General features: G+C 48.3%; 15 protein-coding genes. 2 read left to right on the top strand and 13 right to left on the bottom strand.

Annotation, left to right across the window (positions count from 1 at the left end):
* Window positions 1-133 precede the first annotated feature (133 nt).
* The gene (gene purT / locus QN395_RS03905) at window positions 134-1,348 is read left to right on the top strand and encodes a formate-dependent phosphoribosylglycinamide formyltransferase (protein WP_323491692.1); all 1,215 of its coding nucleotides are present in this window, start codon (window positions 134-136) and stop codon (window positions 1,346-1,348) included.
* A 147-nt stretch (window positions 1,349-1,495) separates the two neighbouring features.
* Window positions 1,496-3,100 carry an L-aspartate oxidase gene (gene nadB, locus QN395_RS03900; protein WP_322118778.1) on the top strand — a complete coding sequence of 535 codons (1,605 nt, stop codon included), beginning with the start codon at window positions 1,496-1,498 and terminating at the stop codon, window positions 3,098-3,100.
* Window positions 3,101-3,289: 189 nt separating this feature from the next.
* Here the strand turns inward: nadB and nadC are convergent, their stop codons facing one another.
* The 13 genes from nadC to QN395_RS03835 all read right to left on the bottom strand — a co-directional run bounded on the left by nadC (window position 3,290) and on the right by QN395_RS03835 (window position 12,950).
* Window positions 3,290-4,165, bottom strand: coding sequence for a carboxylating nicotinate-nucleotide diphosphorylase (nadC, locus tag QN395_RS03895; protein WP_322118777.1), 876 nt, complete (start codon window positions 4,163-4,165; stop codon window positions 3,290-3,292).
* Window positions 4,162-5,295 (bottom strand): quinolinate synthase NadA, encoded by a 1,134-nt coding sequence (nadA, locus tag QN395_RS03890; protein ID WP_416352033.1) that lies wholly within the window; start codon window positions 5,293-5,295, stop codon window positions 4,162-4,164. The genes nadC and nadA overlap by 4 nt, the downstream gene beginning before the upstream one ends.
* A gap of 926 nt (window positions 5,296-6,221) precedes the next feature.
* Window positions 6,222-9,194, bottom strand: coding sequence for a DUF927 domain-containing protein (locus QN395_RS03885; protein WP_323491691.1), 2,973 nt, complete (start codon window positions 9,192-9,194; stop codon window positions 6,222-6,224).
* Between the two features lie 78 nt (window positions 9,195-9,272).
* The gene (locus QN395_RS03880; RefSeq protein WP_323491690.1) at window positions 9,273-9,650 is read right to left on the bottom strand and encodes a hypothetical protein; all 378 of its coding nucleotides are present in this window, start codon (window positions 9,648-9,650) and stop codon (window positions 9,273-9,275) included.
* Window positions 9,643-9,951: a hypothetical protein gene (locus tag QN395_RS03875; RefSeq protein ID WP_322118774.1), complete on the bottom strand. Its 309-nt coding sequence runs from the start codon at window positions 9,949-9,951 to the stop codon at window positions 9,643-9,645. Before QN395_RS03875 ends, QN395_RS03880 begins: the two co-directional genes overlap by 8 nt.
* A gap of 276 nt (window positions 9,952-10,227) precedes the next feature.
* On the bottom strand, window positions 10,228-10,536 hold the full coding sequence (locus QN395_RS03870; protein WP_323491689.1) for a hypothetical protein: 309 nt from the start codon (window positions 10,534-10,536) through the stop codon (window positions 10,228-10,230).
* Window positions 10,533-10,826, bottom strand: coding sequence for a hypothetical protein (locus QN395_RS03865; protein WP_323491688.1), 294 nt, complete (start codon window positions 10,824-10,826; stop codon window positions 10,533-10,535). Before QN395_RS03865 ends, QN395_RS03870 begins: the two co-directional genes overlap by 4 nt.
* Window positions 10,823-11,029 carry a helix-turn-helix transcriptional regulator gene (locus QN395_RS03860; protein ID WP_322118771.1) on the bottom strand — a complete coding sequence of 69 codons (207 nt, stop codon included), beginning with the start codon at window positions 11,027-11,029 and terminating at the stop codon, window positions 10,823-10,825. Before QN395_RS03860 ends, QN395_RS03865 begins: the two co-directional genes overlap by 4 nt.
* A gap of 107 nt (window positions 11,030-11,136) precedes the next feature.
* Complete coding sequence (locus tag QN395_RS03855; RefSeq protein WP_323491687.1) at window positions 11,137-11,904, bottom strand: hypothetical protein; 768 nt, start codon at window positions 11,902-11,904, stop codon at window positions 11,137-11,139.
* 12 nt (window positions 11,905-11,916) lie between these two features.
* On the bottom strand, window positions 11,917-12,207 hold the full coding sequence (locus QN395_RS03850) for a helix-turn-helix domain-containing protein (RefSeq protein ID WP_322118769.1): 291 nt from the start codon (window positions 12,205-12,207) through the stop codon (window positions 11,917-11,919).
* Window positions 12,208-12,213: 6 nt separating this feature from the next.
* A complete protein-coding gene (locus tag QN395_RS03845) occupies window positions 12,214-12,498 on the bottom strand; it encodes a helix-turn-helix domain-containing protein (RefSeq protein WP_322118768.1) in 285 nt (94 codons plus the stop codon).
* The gene (locus QN395_RS03840; RefSeq protein WP_322118767.1) at window positions 12,491-12,820 is read right to left on the bottom strand and encodes a transcriptional regulator; all 330 of its coding nucleotides are present in this window, start codon (window positions 12,818-12,820) and stop codon (window positions 12,491-12,493) included. The genes QN395_RS03845 and QN395_RS03840 overlap by 8 nt, the downstream gene beginning before the upstream one ends.
* Entirely contained in the window at window positions 12,810-12,950 is a 141-nt protein-coding gene (locus tag QN395_RS03835) for a hypothetical protein (RefSeq protein WP_322118766.1), read from the bottom strand. Before QN395_RS03835 ends, QN395_RS03840 begins: the two co-directional genes overlap by 11 nt.
* Window positions 12,951-13,009: the final 59 nt, after the last annotated feature.

Raw genomic sequence — 13,009 nt, 5'->3', positions numbered from 1 at the left:
GTGCTTGCAGATGTTGTTTGACAATATTTGGTTCGGCACCAAATTGAACCACCGGCATATACACAATCTAAAGCGCAAAAATTAGCTCGGCGATCCTTATTATCCTCACTCAATCTCTTTATTCCAAATGACCATGAAAACGATCAAACGATTCGGCACCCCCTTATCTGCTACCGCAACTAAAGTTATGCTGCTTGGCTCTGGCGAACTCGGTAAAGAAGTTATTATTTCTTTGCAGCGTCTTGGCGTCGAAGTTATCGCAGTAGATCGGTATGAAAATGCGCCGGGACATCAGGTTGCGCACAGAGCGCACGTGATTGACATGACTGATGGCGCAGCACTCGCTCGCTTGATTGAGTTAGAGCAGCCCGATTTAGTCGTGCCGGAAATCGAAGCGATTGCCACCACCATGTTAATGGAGCTTGAGAAGGCCGGCAAAACGCGCGTCATCCCGACTGCTCGCGCCGCATGGCTGACCATGAATCGTGAAGGCATCCGGCGCCTGGCGGCTGAGACCTTAAACCTGCCAACCTCACCATACCGGTTCGCTGATAGTCTCGCTGAATTACAACAAGCATCAAGCGAAATCGGCTTTCCGTGCATCATCAAGCCAGTGATGTCCTCATCAGGAAAAGGTCAATCAAAAATTGATAGTGCAGAAGAAGTGGAAGCCGCCTGGAACTACGCTGCAGCAGGTGGTCGCGTCAATTCTGGTCGCGTGATTGTTGAGGGTTTCATCGACTTCGAATATGAAATCACCTTGTTGACCGTGCGCTCGATCGGGAGCAACGGAGAAGTCGAAACCCATTTCTGCGAGCCTATCGGCCATGTGCAAGTACAAGGCGATTATGTCGAATCATGGCAGCCACAAGCTATGCACAGTAAGGCATTAGAGCGTGCACGTGATATCGCTAAAAAAGTCACGGACGATCTTGGCGGCCTTGGCTTATTTGGCGTCGAACTATTTGTGAAAAACGACATGGTCTGGTTCTCTGAAGTCAGCCCACGTCCGCATGATACCGGCATGGTGACGATGTCCAGCCAAGTCCAGAATGAATTTGAGTTACACGCCAAAGCAATCCTCGGCTTGCCGGTTATCGTAGCGCTGCGCACGCCCGCGGCATCTGCGGTAATCTACGGTCAGCATAATCACAAAGCAATTGCGTTTGAAGGTGTGGCAGAAGCTTTGCAAGTGGAAGGCATCGATATCCGTTTATTCGGTAAGCCAGAATCATTTAGTCGCCGCCGCATGGGTGTTGCTCTAGCCACTGCGGCGGATACCGATACGGCGCGCGTGCTGGCGAAAGCTGCTGCTGCCAAAGTGAAACCTGTGGTTGTTGATGAATAACGCAACAAACAAACAAACAAACCAACCAACGCAAAAAAACAACCCGCTTTATCCCGATAACTAAATTCGATAAATTCAACATGGTGAGTTTAGTTAAGATATTTTTTAGTGCAGTACAAGCTAGTGCTTGAATTAACGGTCATCCAAATGAAATTTGACGTCGCAATTGTAGGTAGTGGCTTAGCAGGTTTATCAGTCGCGCTTCATCTCGCTAAGACCCGCAAAGTTGCGGTGATTTCTAAGCGTGCTTTACTCGATGGTGCCAGTGATTGGGCACAAGGTGGTATTGCCGCCGTCCTGGATTCGCACGACAGTCACGAGCAGCATATTTCAGATACGCTGATCGCTGGCGGTGGTTTGTGTGATGAAGGTGCAACCCGTTACATCATTGAACACGGACGCGAAGCAATTGATTGGCTCATCGAACAAGGTGTGCCATTTACGCGTGACGACGATGCTGAATTAGGCTTCCACCTGACGCGCGAAGGCGGTCACAGTCAACGACGGATTATTCATGCTGCTGACTCCACAGGCCATGCCGTACAACAGACACTGGAACAAAAAGTTCGGGCGCATCCGAACATCAGTTTGTTTGAACATCATTACGCGATCGACGTAATCACCTCAGCCAAGCTGGGAGAAACATCGGCGACACCGCGCTGTTTAGGCTTGTACGTGCAAGATGTCAAAACGGGTAAAGTCCACACCTTTGAGGCGCCACACACAGTCATGGCGACGGGCGGCGCTGGCAAAGTATATTTGTATACAACCAATCCAGACACCGCGACGGGGGATGGCATTGCGATGGCATGGCGTGCTGGATGTCGCGTAGCGAATATGGAGTTTATGCAATTCCATCCGACCTGTTTATATCATCCGTATGCCAAATCATTTCTGATCACTGAAGCGGTACGCGGTGAAGGTGGCATCTTAAAGTTGCCAGCAGAGGCAGGTGCCAGCGCAGGTGCGCGCTTTATGCTAGATCATGATAGCCGGGCAGAACTCGCACCGCGCGATGTGGTCGCAAGAGCGATCGATTTCGAAATGAAAAAACGTGGTTTAGATTTTGTAGAGCTCGATATCACGCATAAATCACCGGAATTTTTAGAAGAACACTTCCCAATGATTTACGCCCGCTGCCTGGAATTGGGTATCGACATTACTAAGCAAGCCATTCCCGTGGTACCTGCAGTACATTTCACCTGCGGCGGGATTGTGACCGATACGACCGGCAGAACAGATTTGCCTGGTTTATACGCCGTAGGAGAGACCGCCTACACCGGTCTGCATGGCGCCAATCGATTAGCCAGCAATTCCTTGTTGGAATGCCTGGTTATCGGCAAAGCTGCGGCGCAAGACATCGCGGCACAAGAATTACGACCGTCTCTCAACTTACCGGCATGGGACGAAAGCCGTGTATCGGATGCAGACGAAGAAGTCGTCATCGCTCACAACTGGGACGAACTGCGTCGCTTTATGTGGAATTATGTCGGCATCGTTCGCACCACTAAACGACTGGAGCGCGCAAAACACCGGATACGTTTATTGAAAGAAGAAATCGATGAGTATTACGCTAATTTCCGCATTACAAATAATTTGCTGGAACTGCGCAATCTGGTTGATGTCGCCTCGCTGATCGTGAATAGCGCACTGTCTCGCCGCGAAAGCCGCGGCCTACATTTTAGTCGTGATTATCCGGACACTTTACCGAAAGCCTTGCCTACCGTGCTATCGCCTAAACGGAAAAAATAACAAAGCTCACCGGATAAAAAAGCGCCGCAAGTTCGTATCAAAACGAATTTGCGGCGCTTTTTTTGCAAAAATAAATCTAAAGCATAAAACCAATAAATTAATACTCCCACCCAGTAATTAAAATTGTTCAAGTAGTCTCTGGGCAATAAGGGTATTTTTTTAAAAATAAGGGGGAGTATAGGCAATAAGTTAGATAATTCTCAAAGAATAATCAATAGCCTTGATATCTTTTGTCAGGCTACCAATCGAAATCCTGTCAACACCGGTTTCAGCAATCGCCCTCACAGAACTTTTATCGACGCCACCAGATGCTTCCAACAATGCGCGTCCGGCATTCAGATTGACTGCATCACGCATCATGTCAGTCGTAAAGTTATCCAATAGAATCGACGTTGCTCCCGCTTTTAGCGCGAGTTTGAGCTGATCTAGCGTTTCCACCTCGATTTGTATGCTGACATCCGCCTGCAAGGCGTGAGCAGCCTGCATCGCAGCCTCAATGCCGCCGGCTGCTGCGATGTGATTTTCTTTAATCAGAATCCCATCATACAAAGCCAGACGCTGATTCTGACCGCCACCAACACGCACTGCATATTTTTGAGCCAGACGCAAACCAGGTAAGGTTTTTCGGGTATCCAAAATCGCTGCGGCTGTGCCTTCAATGATTCGCACATAGTCACGTGTTGCCATAGCCACGCCAGATAGCAATTGCAAAAAATTGAGTGCGCTGCGCTCGGCAGTCAATAACGCCCGGGCTGGCGCTGTGATCTTACAGACCAGACTATTCGGAAGCATCAACGCCCCCTCCTCTGCCATCCACACAATCTTAATTCTTGCATCCAGGCGCTCCATCACAGCATCAAACCACGGCGCACCGCACAAAACAGCTTCTTCGCGCACAATTACTTGGGCTTGCACTAACTGCTGGTCTGGCACCAGTAAGCCCGTCAGATCACCGGTACCGACGTCTTCCGCCAAGGCTGTGCTGATATTGCGCTCAAAGGCTGCCATCAAGTCCGCATCGAATGGCTCGAACGGATTTTTAAGATTACTTATTGAATGAGTCATGCTGGACCTATACCCGAAAATAGTTTTTGCTCTTGAGCCAAATCAGCGCCCGGGCGCACATTCGCTTTTTTCGCTGCTGCAAAATCAAGCATACGGTCGATACACAATTTGGCTTTTACACTCACGGCAGGATCGACCAGAATTTCGTTATTCCCTTGCTCTAATACTTGCAATAAATTACGCAGGCCATTCATTGCCATCCAAGGACAGTGCGCGCAACTCTTACAGGTAGCACTATTACCCGCAGTTGGAGCGACGATGAATTTTTTCCCAGGGGCTGCCATCTGCATTTTATGCAAAATACCGTTATCTGTTGCCACGATAAACTCAGTAGCGTCCATGGTTTTCGCTGCATGGATCATTTGCGAGGTAGAGCCGACCATATCCGCTAATGCCACGACTGCAGCAGGTGACTCTGGATGGACTAAGACCTTGGCATCAGGATGCTCTGCCTTCAATATATCCAGCTCAATGCCTTTAAATTCGTCGTGCACCAGACACGAACCCTGCCACAGCAACATATCAGCACCGGTTTGTTTTTGAATATACGAACCCAAATGCTTATCAGGAGCCCATAGAATTTTTTTACCCTGCGCATGCAGATGCGCGACGATATCCAAACCAATACTCGAAGTCACCATCCAATCCGCACGCGCCTTCACCGCAGCACTGGTATTGGCATACACGACGACAGTACGATCAGGATGCGCATCACAAAACGCTGCAAACTCATCCGCAGGACAGCCAAGATCCAGCGAGCATGTTGCATCCAGATCGGGCATTAAGATCGTTTTTTCAGGGCTTAGTATTTTGGCAGTTTCGCCCATGAACTTGACGCCAGCGACAATCAAAGTTTTTGCTGGGTGATCGCGGCCAAAACGCGCCATCTCTAAAGAATCAGAAACACAACCACCCGTTTCCTCAGCAAGGTCTTGCAAGTCAGCATCGACATAATAATGCGCTACCAAAACCGCTTGTTTCTCACGCAATAGCTGCTTAATGCGCGACTTCAATATTTCCTTTTCCGCCAAGCTAGGAGCGTCGGGTATACGAGCCCAGGCAGCAGCCGTGCAACTCGTCCCCAAGTCCATCTGCGGGCGCTCAAATTCAATGACTTTGGTTGCTTCCATCTCTATTCTCATCAAGGTGAAAAACTCAGTCTAGCAGTTATAAAAAAACCCGTGCTTCTGAAACCAGAAGACGGGTCGTTTTATTACTGATTAATTTGGTCGAGGCCGGAATAGAAGTCTTACAAAAAACCGTTATAAATCAATGACATTGCATTTTGGAAATTCGCAAGTACCGTCACTAGTACCGTCAAAACGAAATGCTACCCCTGATTTATTGCCTATTTGACCTCAAAAACCGCTTAGTCTGCGTTAATAAAAAAACCGTGGCGATGATATCGTAAAACTGTTGCTTTGTGAGATTGTCTTGATTTTGGGTTTGCGCTTAGCTGCTTAGGTTGGTTTGTTTAAATGTTGCTTTATAACAAATACATGGCATATCCCCCCACCCTCAAAACTTGCGCGCACAAAAATACTGTTACAAGCCGGTCTTGCTTTTGAAATTGCTTAGGGATTGCACCGCCCCTCCCGTCACGCCAATCTATCTGCATGCACTCGCACAAGGCTTTTGATCTGCAAACCCGCATGATATTGGCATCTAAAATCACACCAGAAGATCATTGGTTTACCTGTGCATTAAATCTCGCTAGCTTACTTTTTTTGGTGTTACGGTGTTACAGAGGGCATCAATTCGCTTGAAAGCTTTACTGGCATTGACTCTTAGCGTAACACCTCGAAGGTGTTACAGAATAAAAAAAGGTGTTACAGGTGTTACACGTACTTCTTATTTTGAATTAATTTACTAAATTGAATATAAACGATATCAAAGTTAAAACAAAAAAGACATTCATTGCACTAAGACCATGTTTATTGGTATTGATGCAATGAATGTCTGATTTTTACCGCGCAATGGGGACTCACCCACCACACCCCAAAGGCCGCGCCGCCGGTCGCTACGCTGTTTTGTTATGCGGTTCGTTAAGCATCAATCAAGCATACAGTTCCCCCAGCTTTTCGCTTGATACTTTGTAATACCGATTCGTCGTGCCAGCATATCGAAAGGGTTTGCTAGTCTTGCCGTCTTTGCCTAGCTCTAGCACACCGGCTGCCACTAGCTTGGCTGTTACCGCTCTGGCGTCGAAGCCCTTGCAGATTTCGTCCTTAAATACTTTGGGATCGATGAAGTATTCAACCGTTGCCCCGTCTGATTCGTCTGGGTGTACTTTATCGCCATACTCTTTGTGATGGTCTGTGTTGCTGTCAATCGGATTGCCGCCCTTGCTCACCATGCGCCTAAAACCTGCTTGGTTAATGATCTTAGGTGCATGGTCATCCATTTCTCTATGCTTCCAGCCAAACCGTGCATCACCGTTGGCGCGGATAAAATCAGGCAGTAATGACAACATACGATCATGCTCCAGATCACCAGCGCCGCCACGACTGGTAAGCCAATCATTAAAACAGGTTATCGCCGCCTCTTTTGCCTCCCCCGTTGACCAGCCTGTAATACCTCTTGCGGTTGCTAACTCACCAGCCACACCGACTAGCGCAAACCGCATAGCGACTCTTGATACTTGGCCGTGGGCGTCTTTTGGGCAAATCACTTTCATGCAATCGCTTATCTCCTGTTCCAAGATAGAACGCAAACCCGTTGATTGCGATACTGCCCACTCGATGAAGGTCAATCCTGCAACACCGTAATACTGCTGCGCCATCTTGACTAAGTGAGCTGACAAGGCCGCACCACCTGCAAAATCATGGGTAGTGTCATACACACCTAAACCCTTACCAGCATCGGCGTTAATATGCGCCATCCTGACATCATGCCCACCTTTGATGGTCTTACCGGCCTCTGCCATGTGGGTTGATAAGGGTATCTCGCCATCGCTTACAAACAGTAGCCGCCATGTGGCAATGCGCTTTGCGGTAGCGTTCTGTGTAGCTCGCCCTTTTCCAGCTTCATTGCCTAGCATGTACACCACATTGCCGACTGTCTTAGGGTCTGCTTGCGCCAGTTCATCGAGTATGAGCAGCGCATCAGAGTATTGCTGCGCCGTTGGTTCTAACGCATTGTCAGTTGCCCGCCAGCTCTTTTTATAATCCACACCACCAAAGACCGAACCGGCAACAATTACCGCCGTACTTTTTCCGGTAGAACTATCGCCCCAAATATGGAAACCACCGCTAGGCACATTGCCATGATGAAGCAAAATAGAAGCAAATGCGGTAGACACAAAAAACAACATGCGGGAATTGCCACGGCAATGCACCCCGATATTGGCTTTCCACTCATCCAATGTGCCGCGCTGCTTGAACGGCGACACTGCGCCGCCCACTGTCTGAAACAGTACCTGCTCGTCACCATCACCAATCGTTTTGTCAGGCATCACATATACATCACCATGCCAGCCGGTACGGTCAACACAGCGCACACGGTTGCTTACATCGGCAGTTTGTATGTACGTGGTTAGATGATTTTTGACCTTAAGTCCAGGTTCAATCATCAAGCCCATTGAGAGTAAATCAGCGCGGTATTGTGTACCGTCACCGGACAACATTTTTGCTGGCATCGACCATCGTTTTTTATGCCCGTCTGGGTCGCTAAATTCCAGTAGATAACCCCATTCACCATTGGCAGAATCACGGGTCTTTGCGATCACGGCTAAGGCGGAACAGATTTTTAAAGCGGGTAATGGTTCACCCTCATGGAAGTTGTGGAAAAATACGCCCTCACCATTCGGATGATTCATAAAAAATGGCTTTAATGATTGCCCCTCACCGGCGGGTTTGCCGCTGTTGGTTTGGCGTGGCTTGGCAGGCGGTTTTTCTGTGCTTGCCTTGTCAAGTATCAACGGTGTGGCAATCGTTGCGTGTGCGTTGATCTGGTCGGGTTGTGGTGGATTGATTGTGGCTTCGTTGGTTGTTGGTATCAGTGCTGATGTCGTTACTGGTATCGGTACTGGCAATTGCATTGCCGTTGCAATTTGTTGTTTAACTTCGTCTATTCCAGAGGAATGCATGAGGTCGTTAAAGTCGTTACCGCCGTAGTGAAAGCCTGTGGGTTTGCACCACACTCCATTCACCAACGATGCCGCCTCGGTCGCTGCGACTACGCCTGTATTCTTGCCCGTGGTGCGTTCTGTTTCGCTGTCGTCGTCAGCACAAATGAGCATGCGTTTATCGGGGTAGCACTCTCGCATGATTACGGCTACCTGCTTGAGATTGTGGGCGCTGAATGCGATCACTACTGCAAACCCCGTAGCTTCATGTAGCGTTGCGGCTGTCGCGTAGCCCTCTGCCACTAACAGCCATTCAGACGCCGCCACGTCGCCAATGGTATGAAAGCAGCCAGTCACTTTGCCGCCCTTGTAAAAGCGTTTGTCACCGTTAGCAAAGATGCGTTGCAGGTTCCACAGCTTGCCGTGTTGGTCGCGTACTGGAATTAGCACCGTGTGACCAGCTACCGCCTTGGCAAACCCGATGCCGTGGGCAGCTATTTTCTTGTTGGTCAGATAGGGCGATTCACCGTTTGTTACTGCCTTGCTCCACGCGCTGGCGGCACTCTCTGCTGCAAGGGTTTGCAGGCGCTCTGCCTCTGCCTGTTCGTCGTCGTTACGCTGTTGCCGTTCACGTTGCAGGCGCTCTGCCTCTTCTGCTGAAACAGGTGGTGCAGGCTTATGATCTTTGAGATTAAAGCCGCGTTGCTTGGCCTCATACAACAACGTCCCTATACCGATCTTGCCGCCTGCCTTAAAGCCTTTCCAGACTTGTTGAACGGCATCTAGTGCGTAGCTTTCTCCCCGCTGGCTCCATGTGTCAAACAAGTCAAAGCCATCGTCCCCAAGCTCTGCCTTGAGTGCCATGCCGATTTTAAGCCACACCTCACGATCATCCGGCGGGATAAAACTGAGCGCGGCTTGTATCGTGTCGCGGCTGGGGCGCTCTTGAAATGCTCCATTCATGATTGACCTCTCAATATGTTAGGCAATAGAAAGCCCTTACTGCCTATAGCAGCTTTAATTTGCATGATGAATGTCCTGTTAGTGGTAGGCGGGTTCGTCGTCGTGACGGGCGCTTTGCGGTGCTGGTTGCATGGTGCGCAATTCTTGCTGTATGCGCCCCAGATAGCCCGCTACAAACGCATCTACAACAGGCTGATCTCTGCCATGAATAGCCACTTCCAAACCAGCAACACGGTGGCGCAAGTTCTCCTGAAAACATGCCAGAGAAGCGGGCAAGTGGGTATGCAAAGCAATGTCTGGATGCTCTTCAAAAAAGATCATCGCAGCATAAGCGCCACAGTCCACTGCAAACTGATAGCGGGCATCAATTGCCAATGCCATAGGTGGTAAATGCACACCGGACAAATTAGGTAATGTCGCTTGTTGTAGGAAGGCTGTGTCAGTTGATTTATGCATGACGTAACTCCTCGATGGCAGTCACTTTTTTACGCATCTCGACCACCGTATCATCTAGGGTTTGATAATGCGTATCAGCCAACTGTGCACCCACTTTGGCAAGTCGGGATATGACATCACTGCCAGAGGCTAATTCAGACTGCCCTAACTTGGTAATGGCATTTAATATCGCCATGAGGTCACCGACGGCAGATTGTCCAAACTCAGCCATACACAGGGCATCATAGCTGCGGTCTAAGGCTAGCTGTTTAAAATCGGTTGAGGCTGTTTTGGGTGCTTTGGGTGTGGCGTTGCTAGGCATGATGGCCTCCGTAGGTAGCGGTTAATCCGCGCCCCGCTGTCAAACGGGGTGGGCGGCAAATAGCAGGGTTGACAGACCGGAACCTACAGCATCCGGCAGCCCGAAGGCTCCCCACCATTGCCGACCATAGAAGGCGCAACAAAGGTAGACACACGTAAAAAAACGGCATTGCGCCGTTCGTGCGCTGTAGGTAATTCAAGCTGTCAAACTCGGTCGCATTTTTCTTTGCGACAAGTGAAGAATAAACCTTGTTTGGCTGGATTGCAAGGTGGCTATTCATTTTGACACCCCATGTCTCCTGTTAAAGTTGTCTTGTTGTGCCTTGAGCCAACTATCAAAATTTTCATACGGACAGTCAAACGGGTTCATCACAGTTCCATCGGGGTACAAAATATCTAAACTCTGAAAATCTTCACCGCTCGGAGTAAGCGGTATCGGATGGATTGAATCATCATCAATTTGCCAGCCAATGACAGGCTCACGGTAAGCGTCAACTGGGTAATCACTCTCCGCTGTTGTTTTTATTGACAGCACAAAGAAGCCTTGAAAAGTGGAAATAATTTGGCGGCTTGTAGGTTGTTTCATTTTGTAGCTCCTTCGATTATCAAATATCCCAGCTCATCAATTACCATCATTTTTTGACCTTGCAGCTTGTAAAAAAACAGGCGCCCTTGGTAGGTAAAAGCAATACCAGAATCAGGTACGGGTTGACCGATTGCAAAGGTATCAACCAACAATTGCGCATACAGTTTTGATGCGTGCTCAAACAAGGTAGTGGTATCAATGTTCTCTTCGACACACACCTTAGAATGGGTTTGCAGATGCGCGTTAGTAACAGCAATGATGTTGCTGGCGTTAGATAGGATGTTGTTCATTTTGCCGCCCCTTGTGTCAGCTTTTGAATGTAAGCATCGATGTCTGATTCCAGCCAAGCCACAGACTTAGAACCAAGACGAACAGAGGCAGGAAATTCACCTGATTTCATCTTTCGGTACAGCTCAGTTTTGGAACAGGCAACACGATCTAGCACGCTAGGAAGGCGTAGTAGTTTTGAGGAGAGACTGGATTGATTTTGCATATTCGCCCTTGTTGGGTTTGGTAGCGACGGAGTGGCACTACAACAAGGCGAATGGTGGTCTTTCTTACGGGATTAATAAATCCGGTTTACTAAAACAAATTGACCGGTTAACCCGTCTTTTTAAATTCGGCTGCCTCATCTCTGATGGTTTTGTCTACTTTTTCCATGGCTTCGATGCAGCGCTCAGCCATGTCAATCGACAAATTAAGATTGATGGTTTCTCCTAGCTCTTCAACGAATTTTGCAAACCATCCGGTTTTAGTTCGTGGTGGAAATTTCCCTTTTTTTCTTCTCCAGTAAAGTGCTAGCTCATTAACGATGACGTCATTTGCATAGTTCTCTGGTCGATAGCCAACGTCTACATGGATGCGATTTGCGGCTGATATCAGAACTTTTTCTAAGTCACTAAGTTGAATCCATGTGTTGAAAAATAGTGAACCTACATGAAGCCCGTATTCCTGTTTTCGCAGCAATTCAAATGGTGGATTCGTCAAATATTTAGCATTCATAAAAGCAAAATCAGCTTGTTGAACTGCCTCACCTTCCAAGGATTTTAGTTGTTGCTTTAGCTTGGTTACAGTATCAGCAATAGCGGCAAGGTCTTTGCGCTGCTGTGCTGGTGTTGCACGTTGAAAAGTGGCTTTTTTACTATGCTTCCACCAATTTAAGCCCTTATTTGCAGAATCCAAAAATGCATTTTTCTCAACGTCGCTAAATTTTTTCGGCCAAAAACCATTTAGCGAATTAATCAGGGATGTCCGATTTTTCAGTGTCAAAATATCCTCTATCCAAAAATGTTTATTCAGATCCCATTCAGGAGTTTCTTCATCTGCTGGCAATGGTATCAATTGCCGTGGTTTAATTTTCTTTGGCATAGCGCCGTTTCCTTATCCATGATTTATTCGCTCCAGTTCAACATGCACACGCCGCCCAATAGCGGTTGCAATGTTGACTAGTGCATCAAGTGAGAAGCGAGACACGCGCACACGTAAAAGGTCATTTATACGCGGCTGGGTCACACCGCACTGCTTGGCTGCCTCTGTCTGCGTCCATGCTTTGTCTTTGACGATAGCGGCTATCTGCTGCATCAGTTCTGATCTGGTGCGCATATTAGCGGCTTGCTCTGGTGTGTCTGCTATAGCATCCCAAACGCTGGCGCGGGTGTCTGTAGTGAGCATGTCTAATTAGCCAGCGGCTAATTCTTGCAAATATTCTGGGTGGCGCTGTGCGATAGTCAGCAAGGTTTGCGCCGCCCCTGAGGGTTTGCGCCTGCCTTGTTCCCATTCCTGTAAGGTGCGCACAGATACGCCTAGCAGTTTGGCAAATGCACTTTGCGACATGCCCACCTTGGCGCGAGCCTCAGACGTTGGCGATAGGGTTACTTGTGTAACTCTTGCCGCTTTTCCCTTCTTCATTTGCCTTACCGACTCCAGAAGATCATTTTGGAATTGCTCCGTTTCCTTATCCATTTGTTACCTCACTCTTTAAATTGGCTAAAAAATGCGCTGGCAGATTATCAAATTTTGCTTTCGCATAAACGATTAATAACCAGATATGTGCATCGTTACTATTAAAATAAATTACCCGTACACCACCACGCTTTCCCATACCGGCGCGGCTCCATCTAACCTTTCGGCAGCCGTCAGAATTTGGTATGACATCGCCAGCCAATGGGTTAACCGCAATCCAGTTAATAAATTCCATGCGCTCAGCTTCAGACCATACTTGATCTGCATAACGTTGGAAAATTTCTGTTTCAGATATTGTATGCATTGCTTGATTATACGTCATAGACGGATTTAATCAATGCGCCGCTGGGTGTGGTGCACCAGAAAACCCGCTCGCGCTTGGTTTCAAACAGTTCCAGCAAGTCCAGCATCAAGCCACCAACTACAAACCTAAGAAAGGTACAACGTGCCACCGGCTTTGCTTTGCAAGGGCAGAGGAAACGCCTAAGAATATCTAGCTGTAACACTACCG

The sequence above is a fragment of the Undibacterium sp. RTI2.2 genome (assembly GCF_035018705.1).
GTDB lineage: Bacteria > Pseudomonadota > Gammaproteobacteria > Burkholderiales > Burkholderiaceae_D > Undibacterium.
This window is presented reverse-complemented; position numbering and strand designations above follow the sequence as displayed.